This is a genomic window from Hahella sp. CR1, assembly GCF_029813005.1.
In the GTDB taxonomy this organism is placed as follows: domain Bacteria; phylum Pseudomonadota; class Gammaproteobacteria; order Pseudomonadales; family Oleiphilaceae; genus Hahella.
In genome coordinates this window covers 1,221,942-1,241,827 of the sequence record NZ_JAPELK010000001.1, presented here as the reverse complement: position 1 = coordinate 1,241,827, position 19,886 = coordinate 1,221,942, and the positions used below count along the sequence as shown (strand labels likewise).

20 protein-coding genes are annotated in these 19,886 nt (G+C 52.8%); 11 read left to right on the top strand and 9 right to left on the bottom strand.

Annotation, left to right across the window (positions count from 1 at the left end; genetic code table 11):
- On the bottom strand, nt 1–1,135 hold a 1,135-nt coding region (tyrS, locus tag ONV78_RS05585), incomplete at its 3' end, for a tyrosine--tRNA ligase (protein WP_279501748.1).
- A 293-nt stretch (nt 1,136–1,428) separates the two neighbouring features.
- Here tyrS and ONV78_RS05580 point away from each other — a divergent pair.
- A complete protein-coding gene (locus ONV78_RS05580; protein WP_279501747.1) occupies nt 1,429–2,781 on the top strand; it encodes a peptidoglycan DD-metalloendopeptidase family protein in 1,353 nt (450 codons plus the stop codon).
- Nucleotides 2,778–3,884, top strand: a complete 1,107-nt coding sequence (locus ONV78_RS05575) for an anhydro-N-acetylmuramic acid kinase (RefSeq protein WP_279501746.1) — start codon at nt 2,778–2,780, stop codon at nt 3,882–3,884. Before ONV78_RS05580 ends, ONV78_RS05575 begins: the two co-directional genes overlap by 4 nt.
- 23 nt (nt 3,885–3,907) lie before the next feature.
- On the opposite strand, the gene ONV78_RS05570 is transcribed toward ONV78_RS05575, so the two are convergent.
- The 5 genes from ONV78_RS05570 to argC all read right to left on the bottom strand — a co-directional run bounded on the left by ONV78_RS05570 (nt 3,908) and on the right by argC (nt 7,278).
- Entirely contained in the window at nt 3,908–4,369 is a 462-nt protein-coding gene (locus ONV78_RS05570) for a hypothetical protein (protein WP_216740051.1), read from the bottom strand.
- Between the two features lie 12 nt (nt 4,370–4,381).
- Nucleotides 4,382–4,735 carry an iron-sulfur cluster insertion protein ErpA gene (erpA, locus tag ONV78_RS05565; protein ID WP_127973679.1) on the bottom strand — a complete coding sequence of 118 codons (354 nt, stop codon included), beginning with the start codon at nt 4,733–4,735 and terminating at the stop codon, nt 4,382–4,384.
- Between the two features lie 105 nt (nt 4,736–4,840).
- A complete protein-coding gene (locus ONV78_RS05560) occupies nt 4,841–5,350 on the bottom strand; it encodes a polymer-forming cytoskeletal protein (RefSeq protein ID WP_279501744.1) in 510 nt (169 codons plus the stop codon).
- Between the two features lie 2 nt (nt 5,351–5,352).
- The gene (locus ONV78_RS05555) at nt 5,353–6,078 is read right to left on the bottom strand and encodes a DUF6776 family protein (RefSeq protein ID WP_279501743.1); all 726 of its coding nucleotides are present in this window, start codon (nt 6,076–6,078) and stop codon (nt 5,353–5,355) included.
- Nucleotides 6,079–6,246: 168 nt separating this feature from the next.
- Complete coding sequence (argC, locus tag ONV78_RS05550) at nt 6,247–7,278, bottom strand: N-acetyl-gamma-glutamyl-phosphate reductase (protein ID WP_216740048.1); 1,032 nt, start codon at nt 7,276–7,278, stop codon at nt 6,247–6,249.
- A 225-nt stretch (nt 7,279–7,503) separates the two neighbouring features.
- Between argC and ONV78_RS05545 the strand changes: the two genes are divergently transcribed.
- The 3 genes from ONV78_RS05545 (at nt 7,504) to hemL (ending at nt 11,145) form a co-directional block, all read left to right on the top strand.
- Entirely contained in the window at nt 7,504–9,309 is a 1,806-nt protein-coding gene (locus ONV78_RS05545) for a chloride channel protein (RefSeq protein ID WP_279501742.1), read from the top strand.
- Between the two features lie 39 nt (nt 9,310–9,348).
- The gene (gene hemJ / locus ONV78_RS05540) at nt 9,349–9,771 is read left to right on the top strand and encodes a protoporphyrinogen oxidase HemJ (protein WP_279501741.1); all 423 of its coding nucleotides are present in this window, start codon (nt 9,349–9,351) and stop codon (nt 9,769–9,771) included.
- A 93-nt stretch (nt 9,772–9,864) separates the two neighbouring features.
- Nucleotides 9,865–11,145 carry a glutamate-1-semialdehyde 2,1-aminomutase gene (hemL, locus tag ONV78_RS05535; RefSeq protein ID WP_279501739.1) on the top strand — a complete coding sequence of 427 codons (1,281 nt, stop codon included), beginning with the start codon at nt 9,865–9,867 and terminating at the stop codon, nt 11,143–11,145.
- A 97-nt stretch (nt 11,146–11,242) separates the two neighbouring features.
- Here the strand turns inward: hemL and ONV78_RS05530 are convergent, their stop codons facing one another.
- Together ONV78_RS05530 and mrcB are read right to left on the bottom strand one after the other, a co-directional pair.
- Complete coding sequence (locus tag ONV78_RS05530; protein ID WP_279501738.1) at nt 11,243–11,725, bottom strand: tetratricopeptide repeat protein; 483 nt, start codon at nt 11,723–11,725, stop codon at nt 11,243–11,245.
- A 15-nt stretch (nt 11,726–11,740) separates the two neighbouring features.
- Entirely contained in the window at nt 11,741–14,068 is a 2,328-nt protein-coding gene (gene mrcB, locus ONV78_RS05525) for a penicillin-binding protein 1B (RefSeq protein WP_279501737.1), read from the bottom strand.
- Between the two features lie 189 nt (nt 14,069–14,257).
- Here mrcB and ONV78_RS05520 point away from each other — a divergent pair, with 189 nt between their 5' ends.
- The 4 genes from ONV78_RS05520 to ONV78_RS05505 all read left to right on the top strand — a co-directional run bounded on the left by ONV78_RS05520 (nt 14,258) and on the right by ONV78_RS05505 (nt 17,535).
- Nucleotides 14,258–15,832, top strand: coding sequence for a bifunctional aminoglycoside phosphotransferase/ATP-binding protein (locus tag ONV78_RS05520; RefSeq protein ID WP_279501736.1), 1,575 nt, complete (start codon nt 14,258–14,260; stop codon nt 15,830–15,832).
- Nucleotides 15,833–16,030: 198 nt separating this feature from the next.
- Nucleotides 16,031–16,372: a pentapeptide repeat-containing protein gene (locus tag ONV78_RS05515; protein ID WP_216740041.1), complete on the top strand. Its 342-nt coding sequence runs from the start codon at nt 16,031–16,033 to the stop codon at nt 16,370–16,372.
- A gap of 15 nt (nt 16,373–16,387) precedes the next feature.
- Entirely contained in the window at nt 16,388–17,179 is a 792-nt protein-coding gene (locus ONV78_RS05510) for a cyclic nucleotide-binding domain-containing protein (RefSeq protein WP_279501735.1), read from the top strand.
- An 8-nt stretch (nt 17,180–17,187) separates the two neighbouring features.
- Nucleotides 17,188–17,535: a Rieske (2Fe-2S) protein gene (locus tag ONV78_RS05505; RefSeq protein ID WP_279501733.1), complete on the top strand. Its 348-nt coding sequence runs from the start codon at nt 17,188–17,190 to the stop codon at nt 17,533–17,535.
- A 7-nt stretch (nt 17,536–17,542) separates the two neighbouring features.
- Here the strand turns inward: ONV78_RS05505 and sfsA are convergent, their stop codons facing one another.
- On the bottom strand, nt 17,543–18,268 hold the full coding sequence (gene sfsA / locus ONV78_RS05500; RefSeq protein WP_279501732.1) for a DNA/RNA nuclease SfsA: 726 nt from the start codon (nt 18,266–18,268) through the stop codon (nt 17,543–17,545).
- A gap of 216 nt (nt 18,269–18,484) precedes the next feature.
- Between sfsA and dksA the strand changes: the two genes are divergently transcribed.
- Both dksA and gluQRS read left to right on the top strand, forming a co-directional pair.
- Nucleotides 18,485–18,925, top strand: coding sequence for an RNA polymerase-binding protein DksA (dksA, locus tag ONV78_RS05495; RefSeq protein WP_127973692.1), 441 nt, complete (start codon nt 18,485–18,487; stop codon nt 18,923–18,925).
- A 21-nt stretch (nt 18,926–18,946) separates the two neighbouring features.
- Entirely contained in the window at nt 18,947–19,861 is a 915-nt protein-coding gene (gene gluQRS / locus ONV78_RS05490) for a tRNA glutamyl-Q(34) synthetase GluQRS (protein ID WP_279501731.1), read from the top strand.
- The last annotated feature ends 25 nt before the right edge of the window (nt 19,862–19,886 follow it).

Sequence of the window (19,886 nt, the reverse complement as noted above, 5' to 3'; positions counted from 1 at the left end):
CCATAAAGCTCGCGTCAACCTGCGCACCATCCACGAACACTGCACCTCGACCCAGAACATCTTTCGCCGCCGCGCCATTCTTCACTAAGTCGGCTCTACGAAGAATATAGGATATGGAAAACTCCGCTTGGTCATCGCCCTCTTCTATATGGACAGCAGGAACATTTTCTGGGATCTCTCCCAATTTAACTTGGTTGCCCGCTGATTTATGCGCACTCTGCGCCGCCTCTCCACCGTGAAAACGAGCGACAATCTCTTCAGCAAGCAGTCGCTTAATATTTTGAGGATTTTCTCCGGCGTTGACCTGCCCTTTAAAATCTTCAATTTCCGCCATATCCCGAAAACTTAAGAGTTCGAAGTAGCGCCACATTAATGCGTCAGGGATAGACAGCAACTTACTAAACATCTCCCCAGGCAAATCATTAACGCCGATATAGTTGCCCAGAGACTTCGACATTTTTTGCACGCCGTCCAGACCTTCCAGGATCGGCATTGTCATAATTACCTGAGGCTCCTGGTCGTAATGCTTCTGCAGCATACGTCCCATCAAAAGATTAAACTTCTGGTCAGTTCCACCCAATTCAACGTCGGCGCGCAAAGCAACAGAGTCATACCCCTGCACTAATGGATAGAGAAACTCATGGATCGAAATCGACTGCTCATTATGATAGCGCTTGTGAAAATCGTCGCGCTCAAGCATACGCGCAACGGTATATTGACCAGCCAAGCGAATCATATCCGCCGCAGAGAGCTTATCCATCCATTCGCTATTGAAGCGAACTTCTGTTTTTTGCGGGTCCAGAATTTTGAACACCTGCTCTTTATATGTCTGCGCGTTTCGAGCCACATCTTCCTTCGTTAATGGAGGACGGGTGGCGCTCTTGCCGGTAGGATCTCCGATCATCCCCGTAAAGTCGCCAATCAGGAAAATGACCTGATGCCCCAGATCCTGGAACTGACGCAGCTTATTAATAAGAACCGTATGCCCTAAATGCAAATCAGGCGCAGTCGGATCGAAGCCCGCTTTGATCCTGAGCGGCTCTCCCCTTTTTAACTTCTCGACCAGTCCTTCTTCTTGAATAATTTCTTCCGCACCGCGCTTTATCAGCGCTAAAGATTCTTCTACAGATGGCATTACAGACGCCCTATTTGCAACTTGTTACGCTATTAACACTTAGTAATCGATATTCATGACCCTTGTCACGAACGCAGCACCAAGCAACGGCTTTAATATGACCCGGGGGCGCGATAGTATAGCAGCATTTTTCGCCAGCCAAACTGTTTGATATATGCACAGTTTCCAAAAACGCTTATACTCTATAGTTAAAGTTTTTTACAAACATCTGGACTTAACCTTCGATGTTAATTAAGAAAATATTACCCAAGTTTTCACGGATACATTTCCTGGCGGTTGCGGCCGCAGGATCTATGCTCGGATCAGCGCTCATTCTCAGCCCATCCGATCAAGCGGCGGCAGGCCGCATCACCCTGAACATTCCTTTAGATGGTCAGCCCACCAGTCAAGCTGATTCCACCAGCCCTCTCAAGGACTTACCCGAAGATAGCGCATCAGCGAAGATCAAACCGCTGATCCCCTCAACAGCAGAGCCGGCCACAGAGACGCCCGCTCCGGCTACAGTTGAGCCCGAAATAGCCTGGAACGAGTTTGAGGTTAAAAACGGAGACAGCCTGTCCTCCTTATTCAAAAGGGCCGGGGCTTCAAGCGCTGAGTTGGCGCAAATGGTGGACGATATTCCCGGCAAAGAGTGGACTCAGATTTTTCCTGGAGAAAAGCTGGACTTTGCATTCGACTCTGAAAACAAACTTAGCGCATTGCGCATTCATCGTAGTCAGTTAGAAAACTGGCTGATCAACGCCAACGCCGAGAGTAAGTTCGAGCTTGAGAAAGTCGTACTCAAACCCGATGTTCAGACCGCTTACGCAGAAGGCGTAATTAAATCGGCGCTGTTCATTGACGCAAAAAACGCCGGCCTGCCGGATAGCCTGATCATGGATTTGGCGAACATTTTCGGCTGGGATGTGGACTTCGTGCTGGATATTCGCAGTGGAGACTCGTTCAAGCTGGTTTATGAAGAGCTTTTCCTTGATGGCAAAAAAATCTCCAACGGCAACATTCTTGCCGCTGAGTTCACAAATCAAGGCGAGACATTCACTGCCGTGCGCTATGAAGACCAGGAAGGCAAAACGGGCTACTTCACCCCGGATGGAAAGAGCCTGAAAAAAGCATTTTTACGCACACCGATAGATTTCGCTCGTATATCCTCCCATTTCAACTTACAACGTAAGCACCCTGTTCTTCATAAGTTCCGTGCACATAAAGGAACCGATTACGCTGCTGGGCGCGGCACGCCGATCAAGGCGAGTGGAGACGGCAAAGTGATTTTTGCGGGCCGCAAAGGAGGTTACGGCAACGTAGTGATTCTGCAGCATGGCCAATCCATTACTACGCTCTACGCTCACATGAAAGGATTTGCTCGCGGCATCAAAAACGGCAAGCGTATTAACCAAGGACAAGTTATTGGTTACGTAGGCAGCTCAGGTTTGGCGACAGGACCTCACCTGCACTATGAGTTCCGCGTCAACGGAGTACACAAAAACCCGGTAACAGTGAAGTTCCCTCATGCGCAACCTGTCGCCAGCAATGAAATGTCTCGCTTTAAAGAGCAGGCCCAAACGGCGCTAGCCCAAATGCAGGCCTACTCTGACAGTTATCAGGTCGCAAAACGAGATAGCCTAAGCTCCGACAACGCGGACTTATGAACAATCAGGAAATATTCGCCGGACTCATGTCCGGCACCAGCCTTGATGGCGTTGATGTAGCCCTGGCGAAGTTCCAGGGCGAACTTCCTGAAACCATCGCAACCTCCTTTACACCATTCCCTTCTGATCTGAAATCCAAACTTCATAACCTTGCCGTCGCTGACAGCTGGCGTCCAGACGAATTGTTCGCAGCCGAAAGCCAGCTAACCTTGCTATATGCCCAAGCAATAAATAACCTTCTAAACCACTCCGATATCGATAGTAGCCGCATTCGTGCAATCGGCTGCCACGGCCAGACCATCCGACATCGACCAGCGACAAGTTGGCCATACACCTGCCAGCTCGCCAACCCCAGCCTACTGGCGGAGAAAACGGGAATCACCGTTGTTGCGGACTTTCGGCGCAGAGATATCGCAGCGGGCGGCGAAGGTGCGCCTTTGGCGCCAGCATTCCATATGCATGCCTTGCAGAATCGTTTTCCCAATTGCGCCGTCGTTAATATCGGCGGGATCGCCAACGTCACTCAGTGGTCGGAAACAGCCAGCTCCGTTGTTGGTTTTGATTGTGGGCCAGGCAACATGCTCATGGATGCCTGGTGTTCGCATGCTTTCCAACAGAGTTGCGACCAAGGCGGACAAATAGCCAGGACGGGATCGATTAATCACGCATTATTGCAAGAAATGAAAAGGGAGCCCTTCTTCTCCCTCCCTGCTCCCAAAAGCACAGGTCGAGAGCTGTTTAACCATGATTGGCTACAGGCCAACCTGCAAAAGGCGGCATCCGTTAGCGATAAAGATATTCTGACGACGCTCACTGAACTGACGGCTCAAACAATCTGCGAAGCTCTAAACGCCAACACTCTCACCCATCTCTTTGTCTGCGGCGGCGGCGTGCATAACCTCTTTTTGATGGAAAGACTTCGCCATCATCTGCCTCAGGTTTTTGTGCAGGGGACCGACAGCGCAGGCATTGATCCGGATTTCATGGAAGCAATGGCTTTCGCCTGGCTGGCGAAGCGAACATTAGATGGATTACCGGGCAATATCCCAGCGGTAACTCGCGCTCAAGGGGAGAGAATATTAGGGGCGATTTACCCCGCCTGATAGCTAATCGTGATTAGCCCAGACTAGAAGTCTACGTAGCCTTTCTCTTTCAGCTTTTTTTCTTCAGCGGGACCATAAGGCACTATTTCGACAAAGGGCGGCAATGCACTGCGATCGATATTGTGTATGCGCAAATAGGTGTTACACACTCTCACGTCAATCACACGAAAAGCATCTAATTGCGCAGCTTTGTCTACGATAGATTTGAACTCTGGGTAATTCATTTTGGCGAAATACTCGACTTCCGGTCCATGTAGAACAAAAGCGATGGGACTGCCAAGAGAGTAGCCGTTCTCACCCTCCAGCAGTTTGGAAGCCCGTTCAAACAATTCAGCAATTTCCTCTGGCGTATGAAGTTCGATCTTCGCCAGATAATTCAGAGAGTCGGTTGCGATGGCGGGACTGGTTTCTGGTCTGTCCGCTGCGTGTAGTGAGAAAGAGAAAACAGTCAGCCACAGTAATGTTAAGTAGCGGCTGAACTGCATAGATCTGATCCTTTATATAGAGAAGGAGCTACCGCAACCACAAGTAGTCGCAGCATTCGGATTCTTAATAACGAACTGCGCGCCTTCCAAACCTTCACGAAAATCAACTTCCGCACCGACAAGATATTGGTAGCTAAGCGAGTCCACAACCAAACGCACGCCGTCTTTTTCGACAATCGTGTCGTCTTCGTTTACAGCTTCATCAAAAGAGAAACCATACTGAAACCCTGAACAGCCGCCTCCAGTAACAAATACACGCAGGCTCAGCTCATCATTCCCCTCATCCTCAATCAGAGACTTCACCTTCGCCGCAGCGTTATCAGTGAAGATTATCGGGGTTGGTTCATATGTCTCAGCGACGCTCATAGTTCCTCCCGCCGCAACTTTTGTTGCTAGCGCTCTATACTCGGCAATTAAAAAAGTAGGATACACGTGAATTATCTATTTATCCTACTTAATCGGTCAACTATATCAGTGACTCGCCAAGTTGATCAGCTCAGGTTGATCGCCAGCGTCATCCTGAGTCTTACCTGCTTTTTTATCTTCTTTTGTCGCTTTCTTCTGTTCGGATTTATCCGTAGCCGTCACCGTGGCGGTTGATACGCTTTCTTTGCTATGCACCAAGTTACCGTTCACTTCCGCGCCCATCGCCATTTCGATCAGGTTGTAATAAACGTTGCCAGTGATAGAGGCTTTCGGCGCCAGCTCGATATGCTCCGAGGAGTAAACGTCCCCGTTCACTTTACCATTGATGATAATGTGCGGCGCAATGACGTCTCCATTCACTTCGCCGACATCACTGACTCGCACAATAGCGTCTTCATCAGTCGTATCAGCCTTAATCTTGCCCAGTATCTTGCCGTCAATGTGCAGACCGCCTGTAAACTGCAGGTCGCCTTTGATTTCCGTGCTGCGTGAAATCAGCGTATCGAAGTGCCCGCCATTGACGTTTTTTGATTTGGTTTTCTTTTTCCCAAACATTCTTACTCCCCGACCTTCCAATCGAAGGTTCTTTCTATTTTCGTTGCTTTTTTCCCGGTTGATTGCGCCACTACCTGAATCTGCTCAGGAACGAAGCCTTCCGGCAACTCCATTTCTCCAGTAAGGTCCTGGAAATAACGAAATCTGAACTTAACCCCCAACTCCTCGGCTCCATCGACATCCCGCAGCGGCAATATCTCTTTTTCGCCACCTTTTACTCCGATCAGGTTCACCGCCACAACGCCTTGGATGTAGGTTTTGTTGTCAGCCACTTGCGTTAATACAAGTTTATACTGAAACCTTCGATTTTCCCGCGTAGGACGAATTTCCATTCGCTGAACCTGCAGGCCGGTATCCTCATCGGAGGGAGCCATGATGTTCTTGTAAAAAGCGATATCCTCACGTAACTGTAAGTTTGCGCTTTCCAAATCGCGAATAGTCTTCAGTACGTCCGTGCTGGCGGCCTGATCAATCGCTTTTCCTCGCTCCAGGTTAGCCACCTGTTGCGCTAGCTCAGTGGCGCGCCTTTCCGCTATGACCAGCATCCGGTTGAGCTCTTGATTTTTAGAGCCCAGCTTTTCCTTTCTCAGGTCAGAGAAATACCATCCCATGGCGATGCCGCCAGTAATGCTGATAATTATGGCCAGCCATGCCAGAGCCCGTTTTTTAAGCGTTTCTCCCGGGCGGTAAGGTACGACGACCAGTTTTTCGTTTGCTTTGGTAGACATTGACGATTGATACCGATTCTGAAGTGTCCATAACCTTACGCGCTATTTTAGTATTCTCTACTAACTCATTGTCGGCAAAGTTATTTTTTGTGAATTTAGGTAGCAAGCCAAACACCGTCACGCATTTGGCTTGAAATACGCCTTTTCAGTAGGGCGATCTGGACAAAATTAAGGCAGCGCAGCGATGAGATTCAATCCCGCCGTCTCTGGCAACCCCAACATAATATTCATATTTTGTACGGCCTGACCTGCTGCGCCCTTCACTAGATTATCGATCACTGAGAGCACAATCACCACGTTAGATTCAGGTTGCCGGTGCAATGAAATGCGACACAGGTTAGAGCCTCTTACCGAACGCGTCTCCGGCAGACTGCCAAAAGGCATTACATCGACAAAAGGTTCATCTGCATAGAACGACTCAAATAACGCCTGCAGATCGTCGTTATCCTGTTTCAGTTCCGCATACAAAGTGGCTTCTATGCCTCTGATCATTGGCACGAGATGAGGTACAAACGTCAAACCAACCGGCGCGCCAGCAGCCAAACTGAGCCCCTGTTTAATTTCCGGTAGATGGCGATGTCCTGATGCGCCATAGGCTTTGAAGCTCTCGCTGACTTCACATAGTAGATTAGCGATTTTGCCTTGCCTTCCGGCGCCGCTCACACCGGACTTGGCGTCTGCGATCAGACGCTGTGTATCCACCAGCCCTTTGCTTAACAGAGGCAAGAAACCTAACTGGACGGCTGTGGGATAACATCCTGGGTTAGCGACGAGTCGAGCGGATTTAATCGCCGCCCGGTTCACCTCCGGCAAGCCGTAAACAGCTTCAGCCAGCGCTTCGGGGGCAGTATGAGGCAGACCATACCAACGACTCCACAGTTCCGCATCTCGGATACGGAAGTCCGCTCCCAAGTCCACCACCCGTGTCCCTTTGGCCAGCAATTGCGGAACCATTTCCAGAGCGACGCCATGAGGGGTGGCGAAAAACACCAAATCGCACTTTGATAGCTCTTCGACATCTGGGGCGCTAAAGCGTAAGTCTGTAAAACCGCGTAAATTGGGGAACATTTCCGCAACAGGAACGCCAGCGTCTCCTCGCGACGTTACTACCGCCACTTCCGCCTCTGGATGAGCCGACAGCAACCTGATCAACTCAACGCCGGTATATCCAGTGCCGCCGACAATGCCAATTTTAACCACGAGCTTACTGACCTCCGCTAAATGCCGAACCAATTTCCCCGCACAGCCGTGGCCGCGCCGGACAATACTCTAATAAATTCGCTATACTAGCAGCTTTCCGACACCCGCGCAGAGTCAGCTTTCCTGAATTGCGGGCGGCGCTATTACATTCCACCCTCTGGCTATAAGCCATGGCTGCATCACCTGTCGAGCAAACTCAGCAACTAGTTTGAATGGGAGAGGTTTGTGCTCAAACCAAACGGGAAGAAAACGCAAAAACAACAGGTTTCCGCACTGGCTCTCAAACTGGATTTGCTATTCCAGTCTTTTCGCCGCCGCGTCGCCAGCTATGAGGCGCTGCCGCAACTCGCGCTGTTGGGTTTTCTATCCGGCTTGGCCACTGGCTTAGTCATTCTCCTGTTTCGAGCGGCAATTGAACTTCCTCTCGGTTACCTCCTGCCAGGCGACAGCGCGGAGAACTTTGAGCAATTAACGCCGCTGATGCAGTTCTGCCTGCCGATTGTCGGTGCGCTTATTCTTGCCCTATGGCTGATGCGACTGGGTGTGCAACAGCGCAAAGTCGGCGTCACTCATGTCATGGAGCGACTGGGCTACCACCAGGGTTATATTTCCCTGCGTAGCGGACTACTGCAGTTTTTCTGTGGCGTCGCCACCTTGGCCACGGGCCAAAGCGCGGGACGAGAAGGCCCCGCCGTGCATCTTGGCGCCACCAGCTCCAGCTTATTGGGTCAGTGGATGGGGCTTCCTAATAACAGCATCCGCATGCTGGTGGGTTGCGGCACCGCTGCGGCGGTGTCCGCATCCTTTAATACTCCCATCGCCGGCGTCATCTTCGCGATGGAAGTCGTCATGCTGGAATACACGATCAATGGCTTTACGCCGATTATCCTGGCGGCAGTAACCGCCGCCATCGTATCTCAACCTATCTATGGCGATGACCCGGCTTTCGTTGTTCCCAACTTCAGTCTGAATTCTCTGGTGGAACTGCCTTACATTGTGGCTGTCGCCATATTGATCGGTATGTGCTCAGCTCTGTTCGTCAAAATCATCAGCCAAACCACGGAAAAGGTGAAAACGCCCATTCTTTGGCGCTTATTGGCGGCGGGGCTCCTGACCGGTTTGGCCGCGTTGGCGCTACCTCAAATCATGGGCATTGGCTATGACACAGTTAATGACGCCATCGCCGGCAACATTGGTTTCCTGCTGCTTCTGACCATCGCACTGGCGAAGCTGCTTGTTACCGCGACGACCATCGGACTGGGCATGCCAAGCGGGATTATCGGCCCCACCCTCTTCATCGGGGCGACTCTCGGAGGGGCGCTCGGCGTTCTGGCGAACATGCTGATGCCAACCCTGGCCTCAGAGCCTGGGTTTTACGCCGTGCTAGGCATGGGCGCGATGATGGGCTCCGTTCTACAAGCGCCGTTGGCCGCAATCATGGCGGTGATCGAGTTGACCCGAAACCCCAACGTCATTCTCCCTGCGATGCTGATCATCATCGTGTCCAGCTTGATCGCTTCCCACTACTTTCGACAGCGCTCGGTGTTCCTGACCATTCTGCAATTACAGGGGTTGGATTACCGCGCGGAGCCGCTAACTCTGGCTCTGCGCCGCGTAGCGGTGGGCGCCATCATGGAAAGAAGCATCAAGCGTTCACAACAGAAGTTAGTATGGAGTGAGGCGAAAGAGCTGCTACGCACAGAACCACGCTGGATCATCATCGAGAGCGAAGGAGGCCCCCGCGCCATCCTGCCAGCTGCGGATTTGGCCCGCTATCTGACGGAGGAAGAAGGCAAACCCGAGTTTAACGTCGAAGAGGCGTCACTGGACTTGCTCAGTATCCCTGCACAGCGGCGAGACGTGGCGTCCTTACATGTCCAGGCCACTCTTGAAGAAGCGCTGGATAGACTAAACGCCACAGGAGTAGAAGCCCTCTATGTCGAGCGGACGACCGCCCCATTGATCAAACCCATTATTGGCGTGATCACCCGTGCGGACCTGGAATCTTACTATCAGTACAAAAGCAAATAAGTATTTACTAATGCGATCAAGCAGAACAAGGAGCGCAGCATGCTTTGGGTAAAAGCCTTTCACATTATCGCCATGGTGTGCTGGTTCGCCGGCATTTTTTACCTGCCGCGCTTATTCGTCTATCACGCCATGAGCGAGGATGAAATCAGCAGAGAGCGTTTCAAAATCATGGAGCGCAAGCTGTATCGCGGCATCGCCACCCCGTCGATGATCATTACTGTGGCCTTGGGCCTGTGGCTGCTGTCATACAATTTTTCGGGCTATCTCGCGCAGGGGTGGATGCATGCCAAACTGACAATGGTCGCGGCCTTAATCGGCTATCACTTTTACTGCGGGCATATCTTAAAAGCATTCAAAGAAGACCGTAACCAACGCAGCCATGTCTTTTACCGCTGGCTCAACGAAGCCCCTGTGCTGGTGTTGGTCGGCATAGTCATTATGGTGGTGGTGCGTCCTTTTTAAGCGCAGTTTTTCCGGCATTTGCATTCCCCATCCGGAGTTCCGACAATGCGCAACATAATTTGTCCTTTTTAAGCCATAGATACAGGAACAGGCATGACTATCTCAGAAGAACTTTTCAGCCGAGCCCAGCAACATATCCCCGGCGGCGTCAATTCGCCGGTGCGCGCGTTTCGCGGTGTCGGCGGAGCCCCGGTATTCTTCAGCAAAGGCGAAGGGGCGTATCTATTCGATGAGGACGATAAGCGCTATATCGATTATGTCGGCTCCTGGGGTCCAATGATTCTGGGTCACGCCCATCCTGACGTACGTCAGGCTTTGGAGCGCCAACTCGTCAACGGCCTGGGTTTCGGCGCGCCTACTCGCATCGAAATCGACATGGCGGAAAAAGTCTGCGAGCTGGTTCCCTCCATTGAAATGGTGCGGATGGTCAACTCCGGCACCGAAGCGACCATGAGCGCCATCCGTCTGGCTCGCGGGTTCACTGGAAGAGACAAGATCGTTAAATTCGAAGGCTGCTATCACGGCCATGCTGACTCACTATTGGTGAAAGCAGGCTCCGGCGCACTGACCCTGGGCATTCCCGACTCCCCTGGCGTTCCCGCCAGCGTGGCGGAACACACGCTTACGTTGACCTACAACGATGCGGTCATGGTCAGGGAAGTTTTCGCCCGCCACGGGGATGAAATCGCCGCGATTATCGTTGAGCCTGTCGCCGGAAATATGAATTGCATCCCGCCCGAGCCCGGCTTTCTGGAAACACTGCGCACTGTCTGTGACGAGCATGGATCTATCTTGATTTTCGATGAAGTCATGACTGGTTTCCGCGTCGCTCTGGGCGGAGCTCAGCAGGTTTATGGCGTCAAACCCGACCTGACCACCCTTGGCAAAGTCATCGGCGCGGGTCTGCCGGTCGGCGCATTTGGCGGTCGCCGTGACGTCATGTCACATATCGCGCCACTGGGCCCGGTTTATCAGGCAGGTACGCTGTCCGGTAATCCTTTGGCCATGGCTTGCGGATTGACCATGCTGAACAAGATCAGCGAGCCGGGCTTTTACGACGCACTGAACGCTAAAACTGAAGCGCTGGCGAAAGGTTTACAAGAGCGCGCGCAAGCAGCGGGCGTTCCCCTGACCATTAATCAGGTTGGCGGCATGTTCGGTTTCTTTTTCAGTGAAGAGAAGAAAGTTTCCCGCTTTGAGCAAGTCACCCGGTGTGACCTGGAGCGTTTCCGCAAGTTCTACCACGGCATGCTGGATAAAGGCGTGTACTTGGCGCCCTCCGCCTATGAGGCGGGATTTGTCAGCGCAGCGCACTCCGACGAGGACATCCAAGCGACGCTGGATGCAGCCTCCAGCCTGTTCGCCTCGATGTAACGCTGAGCGGCGGGAATGTCCCGCCGTTATCTTCAAAATCAGACTGGATCTATGGGGAAGCTTTAACAGCTTCCCTTTTTTCAGGCCCGATAAACTCCTACTTACCCTGCGCCTGACGCGCTTTATCCAGGGAGTACATAGCGGACTCCTTGAAAGATTTATCATCGCCCGCCAACGACAACGCCTTCAGACACAGTTGCTCGGACTTGGCGTAGCGCTGTTGCTCATAGTGCAAGCGCGCCATCACCAGATAAACATCGCCAGCTTTCGGCGACATACGCTGCGCCCTCTCCACCATCAACATCGCCTGATCATAGCGCCCTTCGCGAGCGGCGGCCTCAGCATTCGCCAGCATTTGACGAGCCGCCGGCGTGGGCTCTACCCGGGAAATACGCACCGGAGGTGAAACAGGCCGACCTGTGCGATCCGGTTGCTGCGGCGCAGCAGTTTCTGTCGCCGGCGTCGAAGGTTGAGTCTCTGGACCCGCCTCTGTCGTAGCGCTGCGATAAGGGTTCACCCCGCAACCGGTCATCGCCGCCAAGATTCCCACCACACAAACTCTATTCAGCAATCGCATCATTATTATTCCCCGGTATTAACCATCCCACCAGCTACGCAGCCAACGCTGCAGTGCATTATCGCGTCCGACGCAGACCACCTCTTCGACAGGCGCGCTACCGCGCTGGAAAGGCATGGCGACAGAGCCGTCACACCCTTCGTCAGACTTTTTGCCCGTGGCGCTATCCACCCACACCCATTCCACCGTTTCCGGGGTTGTGGGCACGAAGGACACTTGAGGCAGACGCTGATACAGATTCATCCAGACCTCCAGGGCGCCGGACGCCCCTGTCAGGCGAGTCACGCTGTTATCGTCCTTACCCAGCCACACAGTCGTCTGGTATTGGCCATTAAAGCCGACAAACCAACTGTCGCGGTAATCATCCGTGGTGCCTGTTTTACCCGCCACGGAATAGTCTTCCGGAAAGCGCTGATAGACGCGTCGGCCCGTGCCTTCACGCATCACGTCGAACATGGCGTATTGGAGCAAATAAGTCGCAGCGGGATCAACAACCTGATGAGTATCAAAAGGATATCTTGTCAGCAATTCACCATCTGGCTTCGTCACTGCGCGAATTGCCCGTAAAGGCGTATCAAATCCGGTGGAAGCCAGATTTTGATATAAATGAGCAACCTGAAGCGGCGTCAAATTCAACGCTCCCAGCAACACGGACGGATACGGCGCGGCATCCGTCTCCACGCCAAGTTTGCGCACTTGATCCAATACCGCCGGCACGCCCAGCTCCAGTCCCAAACGAACATTCGCCAGGTTTAGTGAGTGCGCCAACGCATGCTGCAAGCTCACCTCGCCATGGGTTTGTTTGTCATAGTTCTGCGGAGCCCATACATCGCCATTCTCAAACTTGATCGAGAACGCTTCATCTTTGATCGGCGTCGCCAAGGTGTATTTATCCTTCTCCTGCAAAGCCGTCAGCGCGATGACAGGCTTGATCAAAGAACCTATCTGCCGCTTCGCTTCAAGCGCCCGATTAAAGCCGGCGAATTGCGCGTCTTTGCCGCCGACCAAGGCAACGACCTCACCGCTGTCCAGTGCAGTGGTCACCAAAGCGCCTTGCAAGCCTTGATTGGCCTTATTACGCTCCAGCCCCTTCACGGTTTTACTCAGCGCCGACTCAGCCTGAGACTGGATCAGCGGATCAAGGGTAGTGAAGATCCGCAACCCTTCTGACTGCAAGTCCTCTTCGCGATAGTCTTTATCCAACTGTTGACGAACCAGATCCATGAACGCCGGGTAGAGACTGTCGGAATATCGCGGCTGCGTCACCACACCCAGTGGGCGATTTTTAAAGCCAATGCTTTGCTCGTTGGAGATCACCCCGCCGTCAGCCATCATCTGCAGCACTAGGTCGCGGCGCTTCTGCGCACGCTCGGGATGTCTGCGCGGGTTGTAATAAGAAGCGCCTTTGACGATCGCCACCAGCAGCGCGGATTTTTCCGGCGTCAAATCCTGCACCGGCACGCCAAAGTAGAACTGGCTGGCCATACCAAAGCCGTGAATAGCGCGAGCGCCGGCCTGGCCCAGGAAGATCTCGTTACAGTAGGCTTCCAGAATCTCGTCTTTCTCGTAGTGCCATTCCAGCAGCACAGCCATAATAGCCTCATTGAACTTGCGCCAAATGGTCTGATCGCTGGACAAGTAAAAGTTCTTCACCAACTGCTGCGTCAGCGTGCTGCCGCCCTGTACGACGCGTCCAGCGCGAATATTCACCCAGGTCGCACGCATTATAGATAGAGGCGATACGCCGTAGTGGGAGTAGAAATTCTTATCCTCAACCGCCACCAGCGCCTTCTTTAAACTATCTGGAACCTCTTTAAGGCTCACCAGTAAACGGTCTTCATGCTGGGCGGGATAAATGCCGCCAATAACCACCGGCTCAAGTCTGGACCAGTTCGTATCCGTACCGCCGGCGCTCACTCGGCTAACGCCCTGACCATCAAAATCCAGACGAAACTTCTGAGCTTTCTGATCACCATCGGGAAACTTAAACGAACGGCTATACACTTCCAGCGCGCTGGAAGACATGGAATAGGTTCCCGGTTGCCCCGGACGATCCGTGCGCCGGTATCCCAGGCTCTTCAGCTCTTCCTCAACCTGTCCTCGGGTGTAGTTCTGGCCAGGAAAGAACTCCATGGGGCGGGCGAACACCTGGGCAGGTAGCTGCCAGCGTTTACCTTCGAACTTTTCTCTTACGGTCGCATCCAGATAAATGGTCCAGATCACCAGTAATACGGAGAGAACCAAAGTCACTTTAAAAAGGATAGAAAGAATGCGTCTTTTTGGTGCTGTCTTTTTCTTGCCGGGCCGCTTATTTGCAGGCTTGCGGGCTGTTTTAGGTTTCGACATGGGAATGTAGATGGTTTAAGCTCTAGTCTGCTGGCGCGGCTGCCTTTTATTCTCGTTGAAACGCGTTGTTTCAGGACGTTAGATGTGCGCCAGATGATTGTTTTTCGGGCGGTCGCGGCGGTTATCATAACCAATTTCAGCAATCAGTGGCATGAAACCCTCGCAATATTAAATAAGAAGGAGCGACGCGTGAGCGAGAGCTTAATTAAAGCGCTGCAGGATCCGGCAGTCTATGGACATCCCGTCACACAGTTTCAACTCGTCGAAACTCATATTTCCTGGGTCATCCTGACCGGGCCATACGCCTACAAAATCAAGAAACCCATGGATTTCGGCTTCCTTAACTTTACCGACTTGGAGCGCCGTCGCTTCTATTGCGAGGAAGAACTGCGGCTTAATCGTCGCCTTGCCCCAGAGATTTACCAAGGGCTGGTCAGAATTACCGGCTCGGAAGCGGAGCCTTCCATTGACGGCGATGGCGACGTAATTGAATACGCAGTCAAAATGAAGCAGTTCAACCCTGAAGACCTGCTCAGCAAGCTACCTAGTGACTCTGATAAGTTGCCCCGTTACCTAGACGCCCTCAGCCAGCAACTGGCGGACTTCCACATGCAAGAGTCCGCTGTCGCCGACAGCAGCTGTGAATTCGGCGACCCTCAGCAAGTATTCGCGCCAGTGCAGCAAAACTTCGATCAAGTCCGTCCCATGTTGTCGGACCCCGCGGAGTTACGGCAGCTGGAGTACATCGAAGGCTGGGCGCAAAGCACCTACGAGCGCCTGCGTCCGTTTCTGCAGTCGCGTAAAGACAAAGGGTTTGTGCGCGAATGTCATGGCGATGTGCATCTCGGCAACGTGACCCTGTTTGAAAACAAAGTCACCCTGTTTGACTGCATTGAGTTTAACGAGGACTTTCGCTGGACGGACGTCTACAACGATCTCGCCTTCCTGATGATGGATCTGGAAGATCGGGGCATGAAACATCTGTCCTACCGGTTTTTGAATAAATACCTGGAAATTACCGGCGATTACGTCGGCGCAGAGTTGCTGCCTTTCTATAAGTCATACCGCGCCATGGTGCGATGTAAAGTTGCGTTGTTTACCCTCGGCGCGCCAGGGCTGAGCGAAGAAGCCAAGGCGGAACAGGTGCGCAAATATCGCAAGTACCTGGAGTTGGCGGAAAGCTATATGGATGTGCCGACACGCTTTTTACTTATTACCCACGGCGTCTCAGGCACAGGCAAATCCACCATCACCTCTCGACTGCTGGAACGCTTAAGCGCCATTCGCTTGCGTTCGGACGTAGAGCGCAAGCGCCTGTTCGGCTTTTCTCATCTGGATAACACTGGCGCTTCCGGCAGCGATCAGGGCATCTATAACAAAGACGCCTCTATTAAGACTTACACCCATCTCGCCGACACCGCTCGCGCCCTGCTGCACTGTGGAGCGGCGGTTATCATCGACGCTACCTTCCTTCGCTACGATCAACGCCAGCAGATGGAAAAAGTGGCGGAAGAAGAAGGCGTCCCGTTCGCTGTAGTGGATTGCCGCGTGCCATTGGATGAAATTGAACGTCGTCTAAACCGCCGCAAGGAAAAGAACGACGATCCTGCGGAAGCCGATGTGGAAGTTATGCACAAACAGCTCACCCGGGATGAGCCATTCCAGGAAGACGAGCTGCCCCACGTGCTAGTGGTCTCCACGGATAGCTCAGAGGACATCCACACACTGACTGAAAAGTTAGTGCAACGTCTTGGCGCAGCATAAGCTGCGCCGCCTCCCTCCTTATCCATTGCAATTGCGTCGTTTTATCGTTCCGTTTTGTTACGGAACACTACATGACTTGACTTAAACCTCTGTCTATACTGCGATTATGCGGCGTTACAATAACGGCGTACCGAATAGCGTTTACTCAGGGCGGCGTTATCCGCCCAATCGCAGAATTGTTTCCGGAGGTGCAGCTCAATGGAACGGGTCAAGATAATAGATCACCCTCTTTATCAACTGCTTCGTTCTGAGAAGGTCGAGGAGTTCAATAAGCAGAAACAGTCATCCCCTGTTCCCAGCTTTGAGCTCTGTGATTTTCGTGGCCTGGATTTACGCGGGCTTGATGCATCGGGCCTGGATCTTAAAGGCGCGTACTTTCGTGGAGCGGATCTGCGTGGCATCGATTTCCGCAAAGCGGATCTGGAAGGAGCCAGTATCGCCAGCACCAAAATCTCAGGCTGTTATTTCCCTGAAGAGCTGTCTCCAGATGAGATTGTAATGTCAGTCACCCATGGCACGCGCCTACGCTACCGTCGTTGAACCGGAACCGGACCTATGTTTTTACTTGGCGAACACGTGGCCTCCGTCGAAGGCCTACTCGAATACGTAAACAGCTCCGCGCGCAGCCTGCAAAGATTGCTTCCTCCCAGCCCTAACAATCTAGAGCTGTACCCCGGCACAGACCTGTTCAGGCGTGTCCCCCGCGGCCATTTGTGCCTGGTGAGACGAGGCATGCTCTCAGCCGTCATGGATAACCGCGTGGCTTATATTCTGCAACCTGGAGATGTCGCCGGCATTGAAGGCGGCATTAAAGCGGCGACTGTCAGCTATGTGTGCGAAGACCCGGTAGAGCTGGATTGCTTTTCTCCCGTCGCGTTTCAGGAGCTGATGAAAGAAAACCAGCAACTCTCCAACACATGGCAAAGCTATGTCGTCGGTCTGATGACCCTTTTCAGCCACTCCTACGGCGATATCAGTAAAGAACAACACCGCCCCCAGGCCGGGTTTACTCGCTACAAGCCGGGGGATGTCATCATTCGCCAGGGCGAAGAAGCAGACAACGTCTACACCATGATGATGGGCGACGCGAAAGTCTTTATTGATGATCAGGAAGTCGGAGAAGTGCACGAAGGGGAAATATTCGGCGCTATCGCCGCGCTGACCAACGCCCCTCGCAACGCCACTGTTGTAGCGGGGGACTCATGCACGGTCATGGCGGTGCCCAAATCCCAGTTCGTCAGTCTGATTCACGCCCATCCAGAAACCTGCTTCCATTTACTGGAAAATATGGCTCGGACCATCAACGACCTGAACCGCCGCCTGACTGGCGATTCCGCTGCGCTCTAGTTTTATTCATGGCGTCACGAAAACTGCTGGGCGCAGTGCCGGCGTGTGAGCTGGATCAACTAGACGACAGCGCCTGCCGGGGCCTTCAGCTAGCTGGACACAGCGTTTTTGTCGTCAAGCAACGAAGCGCCCTTTTCGCCTACATAAATAGCTGCCCACATTTAGGCATAGAGCTTGAGTGGATGCCTGACCAGTTTCTTGACCAGGCTCGACAATTCATTCACTGCGCCACACACGGCGCGCTGTTTCTGATCCATTCAGGAGAATGCATCAGCGGCCCATGCCAAGGGCAATCCCTTCAGCGGCTGGACATGGAGCGCAGTGATGATGAGTGGCGCTTTTACCTGCATAACTGACGCCGTATTAAAACGCCGCTGGATCGAACGGAATCACCTCTAGTTTCTGGAAAAGCCTTACTTCACCGGGCTTAATCTCTGACTTATACGCCAACACTTCCACGCCAGCCTCAATGGCTTCCGTCAGCAAAACCCCATAGCGGGCGTCGATGTGTGACGCGGGACTCACCACGGTAATACCGCTATGGTTGACGCAAAAGACCAATGCAGCCCGCTTTCCGCTTCTCACCGCGGACATCAGCTCTTCCAGATGCTTTTGCCCCCGCGTGCTGACGGCATCGGGAAAGTAGCCGCGCCCATTTATGCAAAGGGTGACGTTTTTCACTTCTACATAGCAGTCGGGAAGCTCCGAAGAATCGGAAAGCATCCAATCAGCCCGGCTGTTTTGATCGCCGAATTTCACTTCCGCTTTCTTCAAAGGATATCCCTGCAACTCCTTGATCACTCCAGCGTCAATGGCCTCGCCCACAAGCTGATTTGGACGCGCCGTGTTCACGCATGCGAACTCTCCGGCCGGGGTCTCCACCAGCTCCCAAGTATGCCGATATTTACGGGCGGGATTGCCCGAGTCGCTGTAGTACACAAGACTCCCTGGCTCAGCGCACCCCGTCATCGCCCCCGTATTAGGGCAGTGGATGGTCAGCTCGCCGCCATCGTGAAGCTGGATATCCGCCAGAAATCGCTTGTATCGTTTTAGCAGCCGTCCAGGCGTTGAAACTGTATCTATTTTCAAAAAAATGACTCCTTATTCGCACTGATAAACACCGAAAATAGCAATCGCATTAAATTGGGCTACTTTGAAATAAATAAGGGTTGGCGATCAGTTCAGTTATCTGCTATGTTTCGCTCGCTTAAATCCTGACAAATCGCGAATATTAGCAAATATAAGTCCAGTGCGGGCGCTGGAGCCTACACTACTTTTGAGAAGTGACTAGACGAGGCAGAAGATATGCCAAATGAAAAAGCGGGTAGCGCTGGTAAATTCACGAATTTTACTCCGTATGAAATTGGTGAAAACGAAGAATACATGAGCCCTCCTCAGCTGGAGCATTTCAAACAGATCCTGCTGGACTGGAAACAAGAGCTCATGGAGGAAGTAGACCGCACCATGCACCATATGCAGGAAGACGCGGCCAACTACGCAGACCCCAGCGATAGAGCAACTCAGGAAGAAGAATTCAGCTTGGAACTACGCACTCGCGACAGAGAGCGTAAGCTGATCAAGAAAATTGACCAGACTATCGATCAGATTGATCGGGAAGATTACGGTTTTTGTGAATCCTGCGGCGTGGAAATCGGTATTCGCCGTTTGGAAGCCCGCCCAACCGCCACACTGTGCATTGATTGCAAAACACTGGCGGAAATTCGGGAAAAGCAAACCGGCATCTAATCCGGTCTCGCCCGCGCCTCCATGCAGGCAGTCTCTTCGGATATCTATCGAGGGCGTTTCGCGCCCTCTCCCACTGGCCCTCTTCACTTCGGCTCATTGGTCGGCGCGCTGGCCAGTTATCTTGATGCGCGCAGTAAACAAGGCGTCTGGCTCGTTCGCATCGAAGACATCGATCCGCTACGGGAAGTCACCGGCGCCGCTGACAGCATTCTGCGAACACTTGAAGCTCACGGCCTGCAGTGGGACGAAAGCGTTATCTATCAATCTCAACGCCTCTCTTCCTACACCGAGCTACTCGGGCAATTACTTGCGAGCGGTCACGCTTACCCCTGTCCTTGCAGTCGCAAAGAGCTGTCTGCACGACAGGGTCGCCACCTGGACGCCTGCCGCTTACGCCAAACGCCCCCAGACGCCGAATACGCCTACCGATTTGCCGTAACTGACGCGGAGTACAGTTTTCACGACCTGATACAGGGCATCGTTCCCTACCATCTCCATGGAGAACTGGATGATTTCGTCATTCGGCGTAAAGAAGGCTTTTTCTCTTACCAACTGGCGGTGGTATGCGATGACTTGGCCCAGGATATCAGTCACATCATTCGCGGTTCCGACTTACTTGACTCCACGCCATTGCAATATCAAATGTATAAAGCATTGGGCAAAGAGTCGCCGCAAGTCGGACATTTCCCGGTCGTCGTCGATGCTTCCGGCGCCAAACTCAGCAAGCAGAACCTGGCCCCCGGGCTGGATAACCGGCAAATCATGAGCAACCTCAGAGCGGCGGCAGCGGCGCTGTTGATCGCTAACGCAGAGCTGGCGCAAGCCGAAACGCCTCAGGAGCTCCTGCCACAACTAACGCTAAACTGGTCCCGCGACAAGATCCATGGACTACGCAGCGTTCCCCTGCCTGACATAACCGGCGCATCTAGCGCTTAAAACCTGTTACCCTGCTTTCGCCCGC